Origin of the sequence: Erwinia sp. STN24, assembly GCF_041320675.1 — a bacterium.
Lineage (GTDB): Bacteria > Pseudomonadota > Gammaproteobacteria > Enterobacterales > Enterobacteriaceae > Erwinia > Erwinia aeris.
The window spans coordinates 327,228-348,064 of record NZ_JBGGPM010000004.1; the positions used below are offsets into that span (position 1 = coordinate 327,228).

The window sequence follows — 20,837 nt, forward strand, 5'->3', positions numbered from 1 at the left end:
GGAAGGGCCGCTTATTGTTGCGCGGCCAGCCTGGCGAAGACCTGCTCTACCGCGTAAGCGCCCGGATCCTTCACGCCGTGCAGGCTTTCCTGGTTAAGGTAAGAGGAGCGACCCGCCTGCGCTTTGCTCATCTGCGCCGTTTTTTCCGCGCCCGCTTTTGCCGCCTGCGCCGCCTCTTCTCTACTTTTACCCGCCGTCAGCGCGGCAAAGGCCGGATCCAGCGCGTCAATCATGGTGCGATCGCCCGGCCGCGCGCCGCCGTAGTGCTGCATCCGTTCCAGCCCGTAGCTCAGCGCCTGCGGCAGCGCCTCGCCTTCTTCCAGCTTCTGTCCGGCGGCGGTAAACATAATCGACATCAGCACGCCGCTGGATCCGCCCATCACCACCGCCAGCTCTTCGCCAATCAGCGTTAGCAGGTTTTCTGGCTCGTTCAGCGGCAGCCTGTTCGCTTCCAGCTCGGCGAGGATTTTTTTCGCCCCGGCGGCAAAGGTCGAGCCGGTGTCGCCATCGCCCACTTTGGCATCCAGCTGGTTAAGCTCGGTCTCCAGCTCTGCCAGCGTGCGGCAAACGGTAGCAACTATGGCGGCCGTTGATGCATTTTCCGAAGGCGCAAAATGCTGCTGCCGCGCAACTTTTTCGCCCTGGCGCGTATTAAGCGGCGCAGGCTTGCTCGCGGGCTGCCAGCCGCTGGCCTCAACCGGCGCCTGCAACGCTTCCGCCAGCGCGTCGGTCAGCAGCAGCGTCGACAGCGAAAAGCCTTTCATATCCAGCGCGCTAACCAGCGTCGCCGGGCCAATCAGCAGATCGACCTGTTTTCCCAGCGGCGAACGCAGCACCTCACGCGTCAGCACCGCCATTTCCAGCGAAGAGAATCCGCCCAGGTTATTGATTAACAGCGCCTTTTTTTTATTGTCCGGATTGTGCTCCGCCAGCTTCGCCGCCATCAGTGCAACGATCTCGCGGCTGTCCTGCGTTTTCAGCGTAGAGGCGCCCGGTTCGCCATGAATGCCCATGCCTAACTCGCTTTGGCCTTCTTTAACCCGCTCGTCCCGCTTTTCGCCGGGCACATGGCAGCTGCTGAAGGCCAGACCAAGGCTGGCGGTGGCGGCAATGGCTTCGTTGGCCGCTGCCATCACCTCCTCCAGCGATTTTCCGCTGGCGGCGGCGTAACCGGCGACTTTATGGATCAGCGCCGTACCGGCAATCCCGCGCGGCTGCGGATTATCCGGCAGCGCGATATCATCGGTCACCATCACCAGCTCGACCTTAAAGCCCAGCTTTTTGGCTTTTTCCGCCGCCAGGCCGAAGTTCAGCCGATCGCCCGTGTAGTTTTTAACGATCAGCAGGCAGCCTTTTTCACCCGTGACGTTGATGATAGCGCTGAGCACGGCTTCCACGCTCGGCGAGGCGAAGATATCGCCACAGACGGCCGCGGTCAGCATTCCTTTTCCGACAAAGCCCACGTGGGCCGGTTCATGCCCGGAGCCGCCGCCGGAAATCAGCGCTACGTCCTTTTTATCCCAGTCGTTACGCACCACCACCCGAATATCGGGGCCGGCGTCAAGCAGGCTAAGGCTGTGCCACGGGTTGCCGATCAGCGCGCCTTCAATGGCTTCACTGACCAAATCGCTTTTTTGATGCATGAAAAACTGACTCATAAATCTGTTTTCTCCTGGCTGAAAAGAGCGGACTGAGTCACTAACTGTAGTTGAATTCCTGCGGCGGCCGCGCAGGAAACAGGCAGGGCAAGGAGAAAAGCAGTAACTTAAAATGGACGTGATTTCCCTTTTTTCAGCAACAAACGTTGGTAAAAGCTAACGGAAAAACAACAGAATATTTTATATTTTTTATCACTTTTTGCCGTGGGAGAGTCGTTGCCCTTCTGGTCGGGCCTCTGCGTACCCGCCACAGGAAAACTCCGAATAACCGAAAAAAGTACCATGATTACTAAAGAATTTATTATTGCAAACCCCGGCATTATTCCTAATTGTTTCTCTGCGCTGGTTTTGAGATTGCAGTATATCAGTCAATTATTATACAGTTTTGGTTATCGTTCTGCGGCGTTCGGGAAAGCTTCTTTTATCCGACAGCGCTTTCCCCCCTTAACGCAGACGATCCCCCTCTGTAGCAGGATAAGCTTCACCACGCCACCACCAGGGCGTTATGCGGAGCAGGTCGCAAGGCCTGCTCTTTTTTATCGCTGTTTTGGCTGTAAAAAGCCCGGAGGGGCCGCCCGCCTTAAAGCGTTATATCCGTGGAGAGAGCGTAAAACAGGCGTTGCCACCGCGTTTTCGGCCAGGCACCTGGGCAGGAGAATAAGGAAAGCGGACGGGAATTGTGTTGTACCGTTTAAAAGTATACCGCTCAAAAGGCAGGCTCCGTCCGCTGCTCGCCAAAACACGGCGCGACCGAAGCCTGCATCACCGTTAGCGGAACACGCTGATCGCTTCCACCAGACGGGTGGCCTGATGCGTCATTCGGCCAGCCGCCTGCGCGCCTTCTTCCACCCGCTCGGCGTTCTGATGGGTGATATTGTCCAGGTCTTCTACCGCCAGGCTGACTTCGCTCAGCGCCGTAGCCTGCTCGGCGGTGGCGGAACTGATCTGCGCAATCAGCGAGGTCACGTTCTGCACCTGAGAAACGATATCCTCCATGGTTTTGCCCGCGTCGTTAACGTGGACGCTGCCGGACTCCACCTTCAGCGCGCTGTTCTCCACCAGGCTTTTTATTTCGCTGGCGGCTTTGGCACTGCGCTGCGCCAGGCTGCGCACTTCTCCGGCCACCACGGCGAAGCCTTTGCCCTGCTCGCCCGCGCGTGCGGCTTCCACCGCAGCGTTTAGCGCCAGGATATTGGTCTGGAACGCGATCCCATCAATGACGCTGGTGATGTTGGCTATCTTCTTTGAACTGTCGGCAATTTCCGCCATCATGCCGACCATATCCTTCATCACCACGCCGCCTTTGGTCGCGGCATCGCGAGTGCTGGCGGAAAGCGTATTAACCTGCTGCGCCGTGTCGGTATTGCTTTTTACCGTGGCGGTCAGTTCATTCATGGTGGCAGCCGTTTGCTGGACGTTGGCCGCCGCCTGCTCCGTACGACGGCTCAGCTCGTTGTTGCCGTGCGCGATAGCATCGCTGGCGCTCATCACGTTGACCGCCTGGCCGCTGACGTCTTCCAACAGCCAGCGGAACATCAACCCCAGCTGCCCGACCGCCCGCAGCGTGGTGCCGATTTCATCCACGCGATCCATCTGGTCGACCTGCTGGCAGGCGCCGGTCGCCACGCTCAGCGCCTGTTTGCACAGCCGCTCGACGGGACGGGAAACCTGCTGCTCAAGCCAGCTCGTGGCCAGCAGCAGCAGCACGGCCATGATGGCGCTGAATATCGCCAGCGGCTGGCCCGGCAGCCCCAGCGCCCAGACGCCCGCCACGGAGAGCGGCCACAGCGCCAGCAGCGCAGAGCGAATACGCCAGCGCAGCGGCATGGTTTTCAGCAGCGAGGCCCAGCGCAGCGCCCCGGTACGCACCAGCAGCCCTTTATGGAAGCGCCAGCCCTTACGCTTGCCTTCGCGAAATTCTTTATACAATTTTTCAGCCTGCGCGATCTCCTGCGCGGCGGGACGGGTGCGTACGGACATATGGCCCTGTATCTTACCGTTGCGCACGATCGGCACGGCATTGGCGCGTACCCAGTAGTGATCGCCGTTTTTACGACGGTTTTTCACCAGCGCGGACCAGGGTTCGCCCTGTTGCAGCGTCGCCCACATATCGGCAAACGCTTCCGGCGGCATATCAGGATGGCGCACTATATTGTGAGGCTGCCCGTTGATCTCTTCCGGCGTAAAGCCGCTGACTTTGATGAATACGTCGTTCGCGTAGGTGATATGGCTGCTGGCGTCGGTGGTTGACATCAGCGTGGCGTTCTCATCAAACGCAAATTCCTGCTGTGTTACGGGTTGATTGCTGCGCATGGCGTAAATCCTTGAAGCGGTGACCAGGATTGGGCTTTGAGTGGATAAATTATCATTCGTTATATTTTCGGCCCGTTCCGCCTGAACTTTAGTTGCTAAAGCTAAATTCCATGCAAAGGTTAAAAAACCGCAAAGCCTTACGGACAGCCATCTGGCGAGAAAAGAACCGGTTCCAGCCGCCCGCAAAACCCTGTCGACGACAAGTCATTATTATGCAGAGATGTTTTAGTATGGTGAACGGATCACGCCCGCTGAAAGATCAAAAACGCCACCTTACGCCCGCGTTATAGCCCCAGCCTTTGCCGCCGTTGCCGTCGATTTCTTTCCGATAGTCCGCTTCCGCATAGAGCGACACGTTATTTTTAAAGACGGTGGTGGCGCCGACGCCGGCTTCCCACATCTGACCGAACTTACCGCTGCGGAAGCTCTGCTCAAGGCCGTCCACGCCTTTAGCGCCTATTGTGGTTTTAGCCTGACTGTCCCAGCCTTTGTAATAGTTGGTGCGCAGATAAGGCGTGTACTGGCGGCCGCTGTTATCGCTCCAGCGTCGATCCAGCTTCGCGCCGACGCGCCCAATGGTCTGGTGCGAATCGTCGTAGCTGACCGTCAGGTTATCCCTGTCGCTGAAGTTATCCAGCCCCAGATGCAGGTAAGTCAGCTGGGCTGAAGGCTCCAGCCGCAGCCCGCCGCCCAGCGCAAACGGATAGCCGCTCTCCAGCGAGGCGCTCCAGCCTTTGCCTTTGATCTTTGCCACGTTCTGCCTGCGTGCAATATCCGTTTCGCCACGATGCCAGCTGTAGGAGAGCGTGCCGTCCAGGTAGAAGCCGCTTTCCTGTAGCCAGGTGGCATAAAGCGCCAGCGTATCGCTGTCGAACGTGGTGCTGCTGTAGCCGTCGGCCGCGTCCGGACGGATGCGGCTGTTACCGCGTGTCCAGGCGACGCCGCCGCGCAGGCTGCCGTTGTCCCCATCCAGCTGCACGACGTTGCCGCCTACCTGCAGCGCGCTGTAATCCATATCCAGGTCGTAGCCGAAATTCTGGAAGCTCTGGCTGGTGCTGTAGCGCATGTTGGCGCCGGTATAGCGCAGGAACATTTCCCCGCCGGCCTCGCCCTGGCCCTGACGCAGCTCGCCCAGCCGGTTATGCAGATCGTTAAGCGTGGCTGCGGAATAGTACGCCAGCCCGGTCGGAGCGGAGAGATAAGCAGGCACCTGCGGCACTACCGCCGCACGGGAAACGCCGTTATTCCTGACGAGGCCGTTAGCCAGACGATAGTCGCGAAACTGGCTGCCGCTGCCGTCGACCTGCCGCTGGGCGGCATCGCTGCTGCCCGGCGCAAAGCTGTAGAGATCGTAGCGCCACGGCCCGGCTGCCAGATAGCCGCCCTGGAGCGCAAAGCTGTTGGCGCTGGCACTGCCTGCCACCTGTGCCAGCGAGATGCCTTCGTTCGCCTCAATAACGCCATTTTGATTAGCATCGTTCAGCGCGCCGGTGCTGCCTGCCGCTGGCGTGACGTTAATCAACGTGGTGCCGTTAACATCGCCGTTTACGCGCAGGATGTCGCTGCGCTGGTTGGCGGGCGCGCCGCCGCTGTTAAGCGCGCTGGCGAGCTTCAGCGTGCCGTTCAGCGAGTTCAGCGTGCCGTTGATGGTCAGCATGTTGCCCGGCGATCCGGAGCCGTTGGTCAGATCCAGCGTACCGGCGTTATTTACCACCAGCGAATCGCTGGTGCCGCCTCTCAGTACGGGATCTACAAGGTTTCCGGCATAGAGCGTGGACTCGCGATCGATATTCAGGGTGCTGTGCGCCAGCTGCAGATTGTCGGTCAACGTCCAGTCGGTATGGTAGAAATTGATGGTGCTCCAGCCCGCGCCCAGGTTGACGCCCCGGCCTGCGTCGTCGCTGGCGAAGGAGCCGCCACGGGCCGCGATCTCGCTCAGGCTGAGCGTGCTGCCTTCGCCGCCCGCCGTGGTGATATGACTAACGTTAGCCAGGCTGACGTTCTGCACAAAGGCCTGGTTATCGATGCCGCTGCCCATCGTCAGGCTGCCGTTGAGGGTGCCGCCGGTCAGCGTCAGCGTATCGGTGCCGTTCCCCGTGTTCACATCGCCCTGCACCGCTCCACCGATCAGGGCGATCCGATCGTCCGTCGCGCCGCCCGCCACGATAACCGTATCGGCATATTGCGCGCCAATCGTGCCTTCGTTAACAAATACCGTGCTGCCGCCGCGCAGATCGATAACGGGCGCCACCGTACCCCACGAGAAGATGTCGCCCCGGTTTACCACTTCGCTGGCGGTCTGGCTGACAATTGCCGAACCGCCGCTTTCAGTGGTGATATAGATGTTTCCCTCTGAGATGACTTTCCCCGTGGTATTGGCGCGGATCCCCGTCCCGCCGCTGCCGACAAGGATCACCATGCCGCGTGGCACCAGCATGTCGGCCTGCGTGGTCGAGCCATCGGCATTAGCAAAGGTGTAGCCCGTTGCGCCGTCGGAAGGTTCGATACCAACGGCAAGCAGTGAATCGAAAGTGGTGGCGGAACGAATGCCGCTGCCGCTGCCCCTGGCATAGATATAGGTGTTGGCCAGGGAAATGTTGGGGGTTTCCGCCAGGTTATTGATGGCGCTGCCGCTGCCGTTTACCGTCAGCGTAGCGCCGTCAATCGACAGCCCGGCGGCGCCTTCTTCCAGCAGAACGGCGTCGGCGCTGCCGTTGCCCGTAATGCTGTTACGGAAGATGCCGTCGCCATACAGCGCAAAATTACCGTTATGGCCCACGCGTACCGCTGCCGTACCACCTGACTCCAGCTGGGCGCTTTCGGGAAAAAATTGCGCGGTGCCTTCGCTCACATCAAACGCGATACCGGTAGCAGCGACCAGACCGCCCTGCATCAAAAAAGAGCCGCCGTTTTGTATCCGTACGCCGGTGCTGTTGTCGCCGGTTAGTTTAACCAACGAAGCGTCTCCCAGCGTTATCCTCGCGCCGTTGGTTATCTGAAAAGCGGTTGCGTTAGCGCCACCGCCAGAAACGCTGCCGCTATCGTAAACCGATGTACCTGCGCCGTCAGCGCGGATGCCGACGGCGCCTTCTCCCCCCAGAGTGATTGGGCCAGTGAGGTAGGCATAAGCGTTGCCGCCCGCCTCGCTTCTTAACCACACCGCCGTATTGTGGGTGTCGCCTGACGGCCCGGTGCTGCCGTTAACGTTGACGATCCCGTCCGAGTAAACGCTGGCAAAGCTGCCGCTGCTGGCGATCGCTTTGATCCCGGTGCCGTTATCGCCATTCAGATTGATCGTCCCGGCGTTGCCGACCAGCCCGCCGCTGCCGGAGTCGATCGCCAGCAGCGCGATATTCTCCTCCGGGCGAAAATCCGCCTGACCGTTAACGTCAATCACGCCGTTATTTTGCAGGCGGGCGTTCGGGCCATTCACCACCTTCATGGCGGTGCTGTTCTGAGTTTGTGCACCCAGTACGATATGCCCGTCATTTACGGCGCTGCCATCACCAATCATATTAATGCCGACGGCGCCGGACAGCCGGGTATCGAAGGCTTCATCCGTCAGAGCATTTTGCGGCGATCGCCCCAGCCAGAGCGTGCCGTCCACAGCATTGGTGAAGCTCGCCTGCGGGCCGTTAACGAACACGCCGCTGGCGCCGTCCGCCGCGCCTGTATTAATGTTGCCGTTATTGATCGCGCTGCCGCTAAAAATCCCCAGGCCAGTGCCGCTGCCTGCGATGTTGATGACGCCGTTATTGGTGAAACGGCTGCCGTCCTGTAGCCGTACCGCATTGCGGCTTTGGCCGACCGTGCTGCTGTCCACGCCGCTGCCATCGGCATTATTGAAGAAGCCGGCATTAATAACGCCGTTATTAACGCCGGTACTGCCGCTAAGCAGCTCCAGCGCGTTGCCATCGGTGATGCCGTTACCGGTACTGGCGACCTTACCGTTGATAATCGCCGTGCCGCCGTTTGCAGCCAGCACCGCGCTGCTGGCGTTCGCCACCTCCAGCGTTTTATTAACCGTAACCCTGGCCTGCGCGCCGTCTGCGCTGAGCACCACCAGTTCGCCAATCGGCTGCGCCGCTTCGTCATCCGCATCCTGCGCCACTATGCCGTAAACGATTTGCCCGCTGGTGAGAGTTACGGCTTTATCCAGCTCGTCACGGTAGCTGTCGGGATTGAGCTGGCCCGTTTCCAGCTGCCCGATAAGCCAGTTGTTATAGTTTTTAAAATCATCAAAGTTGGTCACGTTGAATCGCGTGATGACGTTATTTCTGGTGGCGACGCTGAACTCGCCTTTGTAATCAGCCACGCTGTCAACGGGAAGGGTCAGATAAGGCCCGCCAGAAGGTGGAAGCGCAGCGGTAAAGGTCAGGCGGTTATCGCCATTCCAGTTCATGTTGCCGCTGCCGGTGGCGGCAAAAAGCCGACTCTGTTTGGCCGCCATGCGCCAGCCGTTGGTTTCTGACGTCGTTGCCGCACCGGCCTGGCCGATTGCCACGTTAATGGTGCCTTTACTGACCTGCGCCACGCGGGCGTTAATATATTGCCCGCCTTTGACGTCAACATAGTTTGGCAGCGGCGTATCCAGCCCGAGCGGCGGTATTTCGACCATGCTGGCGGAATTAAAAACGTCAAAGGGACGATAGCCGCCGTTCTCCCAGTCCGGGACATAAATGGTGTAACCGCCTGTACCGGGATCCAGGCCCGGCCTTTCTGCCAGCGACAGGTCAGGGTTATTCACACGGCCCTGTAGCTCTCTCAGCGTAAAGCTTTGCTCGCCGCTCAGCCCCGGCGAAAACTGCTGGTTGCCGCTAAGCGTTTGCGTGGAGCCGTTGCAGACGCAAAAAGCGCCGACTTTATTATCATTAACATAGGGTGAAAAGGGTTTCAGCGTCGCCGCCTGGCTGTAAAAAGCAGGCGCTATCGCGCCCTGTGCCGCAATAAGGCTTAACAAAAGGGGATGTAATTTAAACAAGGATATTTCCTCCAGAGCTGAAGAAAAAAGTAAAAAACATCTCGCCGTAAAAATGCGATTGCAGACGGCAGGCGGCGTGACGAATAATTAAAAATTGTTAATAACAATCACATCACTACTGAAAAGAAAGATCCATATAAAGTTATGGCGGCAAACGACATCCCCGAAAAAATAAGAATAGTGCCGTAAATAATCATATTAATTACCGGCCCTTTATTAAACTCTACAGGCCTGATTGCTAAAAGGAATCGCCGCCTTTTCAGGCTTAACGTAAAATATAATTATAGTCTTGCCAAATAGATGCAGCTCGCGATAAGAGAAAAAATGAGAAGATAAAATTTAACGGTCAACGCCATAAATATTTACTATTAAAAATCAGTATGAAACGTTATTCAGCGGCGACTTAAATAATCTCATTTATGATTACGCAACCGCATAACCGCTGCGTTTGCGCCTTGCAAAAAACAAAAAAAATGGCCCGAAGGCCATTTTCATTTTTGCTGTTCTTCCGCGCCGGAGCGATCAGGAAGCGGATGCCAGACGCGCCTCGTAGGCCACTGCCTGTTCGGCATCGAACTGGTTTTCCCACTTGGCGATCACCAGCACCGCCAGCGCGTTGCCGACCACGTTTAGCGCGGTACGTGCCATGTCCATGATACGGTCAACGCCGGCGATAAACGCCAGGCCTTCCAGCGGAATGCCTACGCTGCCCAGCGTAGCCAGCAGCACCACAAAGGAAACGCCAGGCACGCCCGCGATCCCCTTTGAGGTCACCATCAGCGTCAGCACCAGCACGATCTCCTGACCAATAGAGAGGTCAATGCCGTACAGCTGCGCGATAAAGATCGCCGCGATGCTCTGATAGAGCGTGGAGCCGTCCAGGTTAAACGAATAGCCGGTCGGCACCACAAAGCTGGTGATGGACTTGGGCGCGCCGTAAGCCTCCATTTTCTCCATGATCTTCGGCAGCACCGTTTCGGAGCTGGAGGTGGAGTAAGAGAGGATCAGCTCATCCTTCAGGATGCGCATCAGCGTGGTAATGCGCAGCTTACAGATGCGCGCGACCGTTCCCAGCACCACAAAGGCAAAGAACAGAATGGCAACGTACACCAGGATCACCAGCTTAGCCAGCGGCCACAGCGAGGCGAAACCAAAGTTGGCGATAGTCACCGAGATCAGGGCAAACACGCCAATCGGCGCGTAACGCATAATCATATTGGTGACTTTAAACATGGTTTCCGAGGTGGAACGAAACACCTTCACCAACGGCTCGCGATGTTCCGCAGGCAGCGATGACAGCCCCAGACCAAACAGCACCGAGAAGAAGATGATCGGCAGCATCTCGCCTTTCGCGATCGCCGCGAAAATATTCTGCGGGATCAGCGACAGGATAGTGGTCACCAGGCTGTGCGGGCCGCCCTGAACCTGCGCCGTCGTGGCTTCATACTTAGAGATGTCCACCGTTGCCAGCGTCGACATATCAATGCCGTAGCCAGGTTGAAACACATTCGCCAGGGTAATCCCTACCACAATGGCAATGGTGGTTATCACTTCAAAATAGAGGATGGTTTTGACGCCGATCCGCCCCAGTTTTTTCGCATCGCCCACGCCGGCGATACCGACGATCAGCGTGGAAATCACGATGGGAACCACAATCATCTTGATCAGATGGATAAAGATATCCCCGGCAGGACTAAGAATGTTAGCGATTAACCATTCACGATCCTCCGGTTGATTATGCAGTATCGCGCCAACGACGATCCCCAGTACCAACGCCGTCAATATTTGCCAGGCAAGGCTGAATTTTGCAGCTTTCATAATAGTTTTTTCCTTAACAAAACCCGCTCTCCGCGTCTTTAATGCGGAGCGATCACTCTCAAGGGAAGCAGGCCGATGTCGGCGAATGCGCGGATAATGGATGGTTGATACCTGATTTACAGGCGCGTAATCAGTACCATTTTCACGGGTATAAATGCAACCCTAAGTGATATACGGCTAAACTATCATCGCCGAACAGGATAAAGCTCTGGAATCGACGTGTACGACTAACTCTTTGTTATAATTAGCAATATATCTCCATACTTGCGCATAGCTATGCAGTTGCTCGCCAGACGCCTGGCGAACAGCCAGGTTTAGTTGTGCGCCTTTTGTACAGCCCGTTTGCGTTATGCGGCGAATGAGTGGGCGACGGTTGCAGAAAGTTCCACCGTATTACGGCAACTTTTTGACCATTTTCATCACCTGACGTTATGGCGTGATCCATGGCGCAAAAAGCAAACAAAGCCCGGCGGCTCGCTCCATCCAACCTTTGATTGACATATTATTAACATCTTCAAGGAGAGTAGCCATGAGCCAACAACACCGACATCCCGTTCCCGCGAATATCGCGGAAAATACGCTGATCACTGCCCAGCAGTATCAGTCGATGTACCAGCAGTCCGTACAGGATCCCGAGGCGTTCTGGGGCGAACAGGGTAAAATCCTCGACTGGATAAAACCGTACACCCGCGTGAAGAACACCTCATTTGCGCCGGGCAATATTAATATCCGCTGGTTTGAAGACGGCACGCTCAATCTGGCAGCCAACTGTCTGGATCGCCACCTGCACAGCCGGGGCGACCATCCGGCGATTATCTGGGAAGGCGACGACGCCAGCGAAAGCAAGACGCTGACCTTTCGCGAGCTGCATCGCGAAGTCTGCCGCTTCGCCAACTCGCTGAAAGAGCTGGGCATAGGTAAAGGCGACGTGGTGGCGATCTATATGCCAATGGTGCCGGAAGCCGCCGTCGCCATGCTGGCCTGCGCGCGTATCGGCGCGGTGCACTCGGTGATTTTTGGCGGTTTCTCGCCGGAAGCCGTGGCCGGACGTATCGTCGACTCCGCCGCGAAGCTGGTGGTGACTGCCGATGAGGGCATTCGCGCCGGGCGCGCCATCCCGCTGAAGAAAAACGTCGACGAGGCGCTGGCTAATCCCAGTGTCACCACGGTAAGCAACGTGGTGGTTTTCCGCCGCACCGGCGCGGATATCGACTGGCACAGCCGCGATCTGTGGTGGCATGAGCTGGTGAACAAGGCCAGCGCGCACCACCAGCCGGAAGAGATGGGCGCGGAAGATCCGCTGTTTATCCTTTACACCTCCGGTTCCACCGGCAAGCCGAAGGGCGTGCTGCATACTACCGGCGGCTATCTGGTTTACGCGGCGACCACCTTCAAATACGTTTTTGATTATCATGCCGACGATATCTACTGGTGCACCGCCGACGTCGGCTGGATCACCGGCCACAGCTATCTGCTTTACGGCCCGCTGGCGCTGGGCGCGACCACGCTGATGTTTGAAGGCGTGCCGAACTGGCCGAAGCCGAGCCGGATGGCGGAAGTGGTGGATAAACATAAAGTCACGCTGCTCTATACCGCGCCTACGGCAATTCGCGCGCTGATGGCGGAGGGCGACAAGGCCATTAGCGGCACCGATCGCTCCACGCTGCGTATTCTGGGTTCCGTCGGCGAACCGATTAACCCGGAAGCCTGGGAGTGGTATTACCAGAAAATTGGCAATAGCCGCTGCCCGATTGTCGATACCTGGTGGCAGACGGAAACGGGCGGCTTTATGATCGCGCCGCTGCCTGGCGCGACGGAGCTGAAGGCCGGTTCGGCCACCAAACCCTTTTTCGGCGTGCAGCCCGCGCTGGTCGATAACGAAGGCAACGCGCTGGAAGGTGCCTGCGAGGGCAACCTAGTGATCGTTGACGCCTGGCCAGGCCTGGCACGCACGCTGTTCGGCGATCACGAGCGCTTTGAACAGACCTACTTCTCTACCTTTAAAAACATGTACTTCAGCGGCGACGGCGCGCGACGCGACGAGGACGGCTATTACTGGATCACCGGCCGCGTGGACGACGTCCTGAACGTTTCCGGCCATCGGCTGGGCACGGCGGAGATAGAATCCGCGCTGGTGTCCCATCCTAAAATCGCCGAGGCGGCCGTGGTCGGCATTCCTCACGCCATTAAAGGCCAGGCCATCTACGCCTATATCACGCTGAACAGCGGCGAAGAGCCGACGCCCGAGCTTTACAGCGAGGTGCGCAGCTGGGTGCGCAAAGAGATCGGCCCTATCGCCACGCCGGACGTGCTGCACTGGACGGACTCCCTGCCGAAAACCCGCTCCGGGAAAATTATGCGCCGTATTTTGCGCAAAATTGCCGCTGGCGATACCACCAATTTAGGCGATACCTCGACGCTGGCCGATCCGGGCGTGGTGGAAAAACTGCTGGAGGAGAAACAGGGTATTGCCATGCCCTGAAAATAAGCAAAAGGCAGTATAGCTTTATCGGGCAGCGTAATGATTATCACGCTGCCCTTTATTTATCAGCTTCCCGATGATGAGGCATTACCGGCGCGGTCGCTCAGTCAAGCCGGATCTCATAACAGCTCTTGCAATTATCTCTGGAGACTCTGTGATGAACGATAGATATCAGCGGATTGAAAAAAGCGCGCGCTTTAAAGAGCTGGTCAGAAAACGCCAGGCCTTCGCCACGCTGCTCTCGGTAATAATGCTTATTCTCTACGTCGGCTTTATTTTATTAATCGCCTTTGCGCCAGGCTGGCTGGGTACGCCGCTTGACGCTAATACCAATGTGACCCGTGGTATTCCGATTGGCATTGGGCTGATCGTTATTTCTTTTCTTTTAACCGGTATTTATGTCTGGCGAGCCAATGGCGAATTCGACCGCTTAACCAAAGCGCTGCTGGATGAGGTGAAAGGATGAAACTTTTCCTTTATTTCGCCCTGCTGCTGCCTGTTTCCTCCCGCGCCGCCGATGCGATTAGCGGCGCGGTTGAAAAACAGCCCACCAACGTTGAAGCGATCGTGATGTTCCTGATCTTCGTGGCCGCCACGCTGGGTATCACCTGGTGGGCCTCCAAACGCACCCGTTCGCGCAGCGATTATTATACCGCAGGCGGCAATATCACCGGTTTTCAGAACGGCCTGGCGATGGCGGGCGACTTTATGTCCGCCGCCTCATTCCTGGGGATCTCCGCGCTGGTTTATACCTCCGGCTACGACGGCCTGATCTATTCGCTGGGTTTTCTGGTCGGCTGGCCGATTATCCTGTTTCTGATCGCCGAACGGCTGCGCAACCTGGGACGCTATACCTTTGCCGACGTTGCCTCCTATCGTCTGAAACAGCTGCCTATTCGCACGCTTTCCGCCTGCGGCTCGCTGGTGGTGGTGGCGCTCTATCTGATTGCGCAGATGGTCGGCGCGGGTAAGCTTATCCAGCTGCTGTTTGGCCTGGACTATCACGTCGCCGTGGTGCTGGTGGGGATCCTGATGGTGCTGTACGTCCTGTTCGGCGGCATGCTGGCGACCACCTGGGTGCAGATTATCAAGGCGGTGCTGCTGCTGTTCGGCGCCAGCTTTATGGCAATCATGGTGATGAAAACCGTGGGCTTCAGCTTTAATAATCTCTTTACCCAGGCGATGGCGGTGCATCCAAAAGGCGTGGCGATCATGCGTCCCGGCGGGCTGGTGCACGACCCGATTTCCGCGCTGTCGCTCGGGCTGGGGCTGATGTTTGGTACGGCCGGCCTGCCGCATATCCTGATGCGCTTCTTTACCGTCAGCGATGCCCGCGAGGCGCGTAAAAGCGTGTTTTACGCCACCGGTTTTATGGGCTACTTCTACTTCCTGACCTTTATTATCGGCTTCGGGGCTATTCTGCTGGTCGGCGCTAATCCGGCGTTTAAGGATGCCACCGGCCTGCTGATTGGCGGAAACAATATGGCGGCGGTGCATCTGGCCGATGCCGTTGGCGGCAGCCTGTTCCTGGGCTTTATTTCCGCAGTGGCCTTCGCCACGATTCTGGCGGTGGTCGCCGGGCTGACGCTGGCGGGCGCGTCGGCGGTATCGCACGACCTTTACGCCAGCGTGGTGAAAAAGGGCCAGGCCACCGAGAAGCAGGAGCTGCGCGTCTCGAAAATCACCGTGCTGGTGCTGGGGGTGGTCGCTATCGCGCTGGGTATTTTGTTTGAGAAACAGAATATCGCCTTTATGGTCGGGCTGGCCTTCTCGATTGCGGCAAGCTGTAACTTCCCGATTATTCTGCTGTCGATGTACTGGTCGAAACTGACCACAAGAGGTGCGATGGCAGGCGGCTGGCTGGGGCTACTGACGGCGGTCGTGTTGATGATCCTGGGGCCAACGGTGTGGGTGCAGGTGCTGGGCCACGCGAAGCCGATCTTCCCCTACGAGTATCCGGCGCTGTTTTCTATGCTGGTCGCCTTTATCGGCACCTGGCTGTTTTCCGTAACCGACCACTCGCAGGAAGGCCAGCAGGAGCGGCAGCGTTTCCAGGCGCAGTTTGTGCGTTCGCAAACCGGCGTGGGCATTGAAAGCGGGAAAAGTCACTAAGTAGCGATCTGCAAGGCGGAGCGGCCACCCGCCTTGCAGCGCAGCAACGCGCCGCACTCAGTAGTAGTTCAGCACCACCACCACGCTATCCTCAATGCGCTGGGCCACTTTCGGCGTTCCGGTTGTTTGCATATACAGCGCCTCGGTTACGCCGCTGGTAAAAACCTTTAGCCCCTCAAGTTTTTTACCGCTTTCATCCAGGATCTGCTGCTCGAGCACGTTCCCCGCCGATGCCTGCTGCGTAATCTCCACCGTAGTCGACGGCACCGTTTTGCATATTAACGTGAGGTCCCCTACCTTGTGGTTACGGTTAATGGGCTCGCCGACGATAACCGTCCCCAGATCGTTGGGGTAACTCACCAGCTCTGCATGGCAGTCATCGATCGGCGTGATCGGTATGCCGCCGCTGCAGCGTGCGTCTTTGCCCAGGCCATCCCATCCTGACCAGCAGGCGCTGTAATCGCCTTCCTGTACCGGTACGCTTACCGTTTGCGTTAAGCGGTATTGCGCGACTTTTATCCGACTTGCTGGTTCGTCGGTGGCGTTCTGGCATTGTTGTACGGTTGGCGCGCCGCCGGGCGCATCGCTCATTCCGATAAACGTGGCGGCCACTTCAGGATCGCGGACGGTAAGGCCATAGATATGGAACACAAGGTCACGATCGTTGCCTCTGCTGGAGCAGAGCCAGACATCGGTACCGGCCTCCACCGTAATCATATTGTTTCTGACCATCAGGCCGGTCGTGACGCCCGGCACGGAATTGTAGTACCACGCCAGCGCCGACGTTGAAAAACAGATCAGGCTCAGCGCGAACATAATCCTTTTCATTTTATCTCCTTGTTATGAGCCAGCCAGCACCCCGTACGGCGGCGGCGGGCTGCGTCGGTTCAGGGGTATTCGATGATGTAATTCAGGCTGGCGGTAAATTCTCCCGCCGTCGGCGGCGTCGCGCCGTCCGCCCGTAGATAGGCCTGCATCGGGATAACAATATCAGCAGCATTCAAAGACAGCGTCAGGCCCGGCGAGGCGGCATTGACCGCCAGCGGCGCGCCCCGCACATTTTCGATGCCGATAACGATGCCGGTAGCGGTACTGCCTGCATCCGGTTGCAGCATCCCGTCACTGTCCCCATTCCCGCGCAGGAAAACTTCAATTCGGCCTGGCGTTGTTGCATCAAACTCGCAGTTTTCCAGATGAACGGCAAACGGGTAACGCGGGCTTTCCTGCGAGTTCTGCAACATGTTCAGCGTGACGGCCGCCAGCGGGAGCGTAATGTATTCATCGCCGGGCCGTATCGTACAGGGGCTGAGATTTTCAACCAGCGTACCGCTGAATTTGGCCTTCACCGCAACCTCTACAGGCGCGGCATAGCCGAGCGCAACGCACAGCGTCATCCCCAGGCCTGACCACAGGCAGCGTAATAATCCCCTTTTCATTCGTAGACCGCCTTAATTGTCGCCGTCGCCTCAAAGTACCCGGGCGTTAACGAGGCCGCCGCATTTTTCACCAGCACGGCCATCAGAACGGGGGGATCCGTGCCATCAATGGCAAACGAGGTGTTTACCGGCTGGAGTTTACCGTCGTTCATTATTTTAATGGCCAGGCCGGGCTGGACATACAGCATCCCCTGGCCAAAATCTGCGCCCGTGCCGTCGATTTGCAGCGTTACCGCATTTTTACCCTGCTGCTTGCAGCTAAAGTTATAAGCAATCTCGCTCTGGTAATTAGTGCCGTTGATTTTTGCAATATCTACCTGATCGCCAAAGGAAACCTCAACGTTTTTGCCTTCATTAAGCTGACAGGAGGCGGACTGCACCACGTTGGCCGTCATGGTGAAGGTAAATACCTCCGGCGCTGCCGTCACCCGGCCTGAAAATAGCGTTAATCCTGTTAGCGTGCAGAGCACCGCTTTTGCAAAAGTGGTTGTCCTGTCCATCTGTTTATTCCTGCCGCCGTTTATCACGACTTATCCAACATAAACCTGCCGCAGCCCGAGCAAAACGCGGTTAAGCAAAGAAGCGTTGCGCGGCTGCTCTGGCGAAGCGGCAAAACTTTATGCGCTTAGCCAGCGGGCCTGACCGCCGTGGCCTTACAATGATCCCCGCTACAGGTAAACTGCAACTGCGGACGGGCGCCGTAATCGTTGATATAGGTGAGCAGCGGGCGGCTCCCCAGCGCTTCAGCGCTGACCTCAAGCACGCCTTTACTTTTCGGCGCGATCATCAGCGGCTTGAAATCATTGATGGCGCTATTCCTGGCGGCGTTGCGGCCATCGATCAGCGTCACGAAATAGGGCGTAGGATTGTTTACCTGATAGCGATCGCCGACGCGAGTCAGCGTCAGCTGCTCCTGAAAGGGCACCGCGTTTCTTTTGGGCACCAGCGCCTGCGGGCGATAAAATAATTTTACCTTTGTCTGCAAGGCAAGCTGGAGCGTATTGGGGCGTTCGGATCGCGGCGGGATCTCACGCAGATTAAAGTAGAACAAGGTTTCACGATCCTGCGGCAGCGCGCCCACGGAAGGCAACGTCTCTATTTTTACCTGGCTTTTGCTGCCCGGCTCAATGCGCTGTACCGGCGGCAGAGCAGTCAGCGGCTGCTGGATTTTTTTACCCTGGCTATCTTCTATCCAGCCCTGCGCCAGATAGGGTAATTGTTTATTATCGTTACTGACGACCAGGCTGACAGACTTTTGGCCGCCCTCAAAAATCACGCGTGTACGATCGAGCGAAACAGCGCCATAGCTTTGTGCAGCCACCAGGACGGAGAGTAAAACGGCGATGCGTGATAAACCTGCTTTATATGATCTCATTTTTTCCCCTTACACCATGTCAACTATCAGCGGCAGCCCTGCGCGGTTTATAACAGGCGGCACGGCAATAAAAGACGCTGAGAAATATCACCGGACAAGCTCTCCGGCAGTTTAAATTCGCACTGCTCTTTGCCGCTCCAGCTTACCCGCATCGTTATGCCTGGCTGGATACCGCTCAGATAGATGCTGCCGTCGTCATTCACAATGCCCACTTCCTGACGCTGGCTGTTTTTTACCGTAGCGCCAAACGGCGGGGCTTCGCCGTTTTCCAGGCGCAGTACCGCCATGGTTTTGCTCCCGGTCACCACTTTAAAGCCACCGTAGCCAATCGCGCCTTCGGTTAAGGTGCGCTGGATAACCGAAGCGCTCGCTTCAGCATTGTCCGGCAACGCATTGATATCGATACTGATGCGGTTACGGTAATAGCTGCTGATATCCGCGATAACGGCTTTGCCAAAGTGGTTACTCAAGGTATCCGCGCCGTAGCTTTTTACCGGAATATCCTTTACCGCGGTGTCGATCAGCATTCTGGTGCCGCCCGGCCTGCTGGTACGATGCAGCGCCGCACCCTGTGCGGTAGCCGTTACGCCGCCCTGCGCCGAAAGGCTTAAAGCTGAATAGCTGTTGCCCTGATAGCTGGCATTAACGTTTATCCGCGCTCTGTCTCCCTGATAGGTGTAATAGCCGCTTGCCAGCGTCTCCTGACCGGCAACCCCGCCGCTGATTTGGTAGTTGTTACGCTCATCCATCGTATTGAAGTAGCTGGCCTGATGACTGTTATTACCCTGATTAAAAGATCCGTTGTAATTCAGCGTGCCGCTGTTGCCCCACGGTAGAGACAGCGACAGGTAAATACCGTCATCATTGCTGCCGTCATATTTATTACGCCAGGCGGTGGCTGACAGACTGACGTTACGCAAGCGCCCGGCGTCAAAATATTTCGTCGCCGTCAGGGTAAAACGGTCATTGTCCGGTTTGTCCCACCAGGTCTGATGAGAGTAATTCAGATAAAAGCTTGCCCGCCAGTCGCGCAGCTGCTGGCTGAAGATGGCGGTATACATCTCTTTACCGTTGCCGTAGGCCCTGCCGTATTTATGCGCGTTAAGGTAATCCTGCATACTCATATAGCCCTGCTCTGAATAGCGGTAGCCTGCAAAGGTCATTTCACTGTCGGTTTCGTCGAACCTTTTTGAGTAGCTGACGCGCCACGAGGCCCCTTTCTGCGTATCCGGCAGCGGATCGGGCAAACGCCGGGCAAACGCCTGAGTAAAATCCAGAGAGAGCGCGCCGAAAGCCATCAGATCGCGCCCTGTGCCCAGCGCCAGCGCCTGGTATTCCTCACTGGCTATCGTCCCGCCGTACAGGGACCAGCCGTTACTGACGCCCCATGAGAACTCGCCGTTTACAAACCCCTCGCCTTCCATATGGTGCTGAGTGTTGGAAGGCCTGCCCGCCGCCAGCTTGTAGCGCACCATGCCCGGCCGCGTCAGATAGGGCACGCTGGCCGTATTGATGCTGAAAGTTTGTACTGAGCCATCCTGCTCTTCTACCCGCACATCCAGCTCGCCGCTGATCGTTTCGTTGAGATCCTGAATACGAAACGGCCCGGCGGCGACCCGGGTTTCCTTGATGACCCGCCCTTTCTGGCTGATCACCACTCTGGCGCTGGTTTTCGCTATCCCGCTGATTTCCGGGGAATAACCACGCAGATTAGGCGGCAGCATATTGTCATCAGACCGCAGGCTCAGCCCGGTATAGGTAAAACTGTCGAAGATATCTGAAAAGAGCGCATGTTCGCCCACGCCCAGCCTGGCGTGCCTGTGCGGTAAAGCGCGCCAGGCATAGAAACGCGTCCAGTCCCAGTTAAGGTTATTACTGGCCTGATTGTCATAGCGCCCCTGCCAGTCGGCACGCAGGCGCCAGGGACCAACGTTGGCCCCGGCCGTCCCGTTGCCCGTAAACGTGTTGTCCGTCTTCTTCTCGTACTCATGCCGGGTCTGGGCACTGGCGTAATAATCGAACAACAAGCCGGGTATCCCCTCATCCCACTGCGCCGGCGGATCCCAGTTGGGCGCGCGGTATTCCAGATAAATTTGTGGGATAGTTAAATAGAGCGTATTGGTGCCTAAATCAGCGCGCTGGCTCATACCCGGCAAACTGTCGGTATTCAGACACTGGCCCTCATGCCACCACGTTAACTGCGGGCGTAGCTCAGGCTTCAGGCCAATAAAATTGACCAGAGCGGCAGTCAGACAGGGCTTACTTTCTTTTTCATTATCTTCTGTCGTAAACCAGTCCACTGACTGCTCGGGGAGCTCATTATCATTAATCTGAAGTTTCAGAGTGTAGTTACCGGGCATGATATATCCCGCCTGAGAAAAACGGCTGAGATCGATGTTCGTTCTGTCTTTCACATCTAAAAGATCGGTATTAAATTCTATTCCACGTGCCTCGACAGACCGCGCGAAACAGCAAAGAATCAGCAGGAAGATGGCATGCCACAGCCATAAAATATCTTTTTTTAATATAATATTCACTGACATCGGCATCCTTACGAGAAGTTAATCCCTGGGTAAGCCTTTCATAACCGATTTAATAATTTTTTGCCGGAGGAATTAAGCATGGAAATAATTCCGCCATTCTGCCGACAAACATGAACCTG

12 protein-coding genes are annotated in these 20,837 nt (G+C 57.1%); 3 read left to right on the plus strand and 9 right to left on the minus strand.

Annotation, left to right across the window (positions count from 1 at the left end; translation table 11 throughout):
• Positions 1–11: 11 nt before the first annotated feature.
• The 4 genes from ACA373_RS16205 to gltP form a co-directional block, all read right to left on the minus strand.
• Positions 12–1,658, minus strand: coding sequence for a dihydroxyacetone kinase subunit DhaK (locus tag ACA373_RS16205; protein WP_370734809.1), 1,647 nt, complete (start codon positions 1,656–1,658; stop codon positions 12–14).
• Positions 1,659–2,426: 768 nt separating this feature from the next.
• Positions 2,427–3,971, minus strand: coding sequence for a PAS domain-containing methyl-accepting chemotaxis protein (locus ACA373_RS16210; RefSeq protein WP_301252133.1), 1,545 nt, complete (start codon positions 3,969–3,971; stop codon positions 2,427–2,429).
• 259 nt (positions 3,972–4,230) lie between these two features.
• Positions 4,231–8,952 (minus strand): autotransporter outer membrane beta-barrel domain-containing protein, encoded by a 4,722-nt coding sequence (locus ACA373_RS16215; protein WP_370734810.1) that lies wholly within the window; start codon positions 8,950–8,952, stop codon positions 4,231–4,233.
• Between the two features lie 522 nt (positions 8,953–9,474).
• Entirely contained in the window at positions 9,475–10,770 is a 1,296-nt protein-coding gene (gene gltP / locus ACA373_RS16220; protein WP_253456061.1) for a glutamate/aspartate:proton symporter GltP, read from the minus strand.
• A gap of 529 nt (positions 10,771–11,299) precedes the next feature.
• On the opposite strand from gltP, the gene acs reads away from it, so the two are divergent.
• The 3 genes from acs to actP all read left to right on the plus strand — a co-directional run bounded on the left by acs (position 11,300) and on the right by actP (position 15,364).
• Positions 11,300–13,252, plus strand: a complete 1,953-nt coding sequence (gene acs, locus ACA373_RS16225; protein ID WP_301730338.1) for an acetate--CoA ligase — start codon at positions 11,300–11,302, stop codon at positions 13,250–13,252.
• 157 nt (positions 13,253–13,409) lie between these two features.
• Entirely contained in the window at positions 13,410–13,718 is a 309-nt protein-coding gene (locus ACA373_RS16230; RefSeq protein WP_125290228.1) for a DUF485 domain-containing protein, read from the plus strand.
• Entirely contained in the window at positions 13,715–15,364 is a 1,650-nt protein-coding gene (gene actP, locus ACA373_RS16235; RefSeq protein ID WP_370734811.1) for a cation/acetate symporter ActP, read from the plus strand. The genes ACA373_RS16230 and actP overlap by 4 nt, the downstream gene beginning before the upstream one ends.
• Before the next feature lie 57 nt (positions 15,365–15,421).
• On the opposite strand, the gene ACA373_RS16240 is transcribed toward actP, so the two are convergent.
• The 5 genes from ACA373_RS16240 to ACA373_RS16260 all read right to left on the minus strand — a co-directional run bounded on the left by ACA373_RS16240 (position 15,422) and on the right by ACA373_RS16260 (position 20,724).
• Positions 15,422–16,192: a hypothetical protein gene (locus ACA373_RS16240; RefSeq protein WP_253461311.1), complete on the minus strand. Its 771-nt coding sequence runs from the start codon at positions 16,190–16,192 to the stop codon at positions 15,422–15,424.
• 59 nt (positions 16,193–16,251) lie between these two features.
• A complete protein-coding gene (locus ACA373_RS16245; RefSeq protein ID WP_370734812.1) occupies positions 16,252–16,800 on the minus strand; it encodes a fimbrial protein in 549 nt (182 codons plus the stop codon).
• Entirely contained in the window at positions 16,797–17,300 is a 504-nt protein-coding gene (locus tag ACA373_RS16250; RefSeq protein ID WP_301252125.1) for a fimbrial protein, read from the minus strand. The genes ACA373_RS16245 and ACA373_RS16250 overlap by 4 nt, the downstream gene beginning before the upstream one ends.
• A gap of 125 nt (positions 17,301–17,425) precedes the next feature.
• A complete protein-coding gene (locus ACA373_RS16255) occupies positions 17,426–18,175 on the minus strand; it encodes a fimbria/pilus periplasmic chaperone (protein ID WP_253456075.1) in 750 nt (249 codons plus the stop codon).
• Positions 18,176–18,222: 47 nt separating this feature from the next.
• Positions 18,223–20,724, minus strand: coding sequence for an outer membrane usher protein (locus ACA373_RS16260; RefSeq protein ID WP_370734813.1), 2,502 nt, complete (start codon positions 20,722–20,724; stop codon positions 18,223–18,225).
• Positions 20,725–20,837 lie beyond the last annotated feature (113 nt).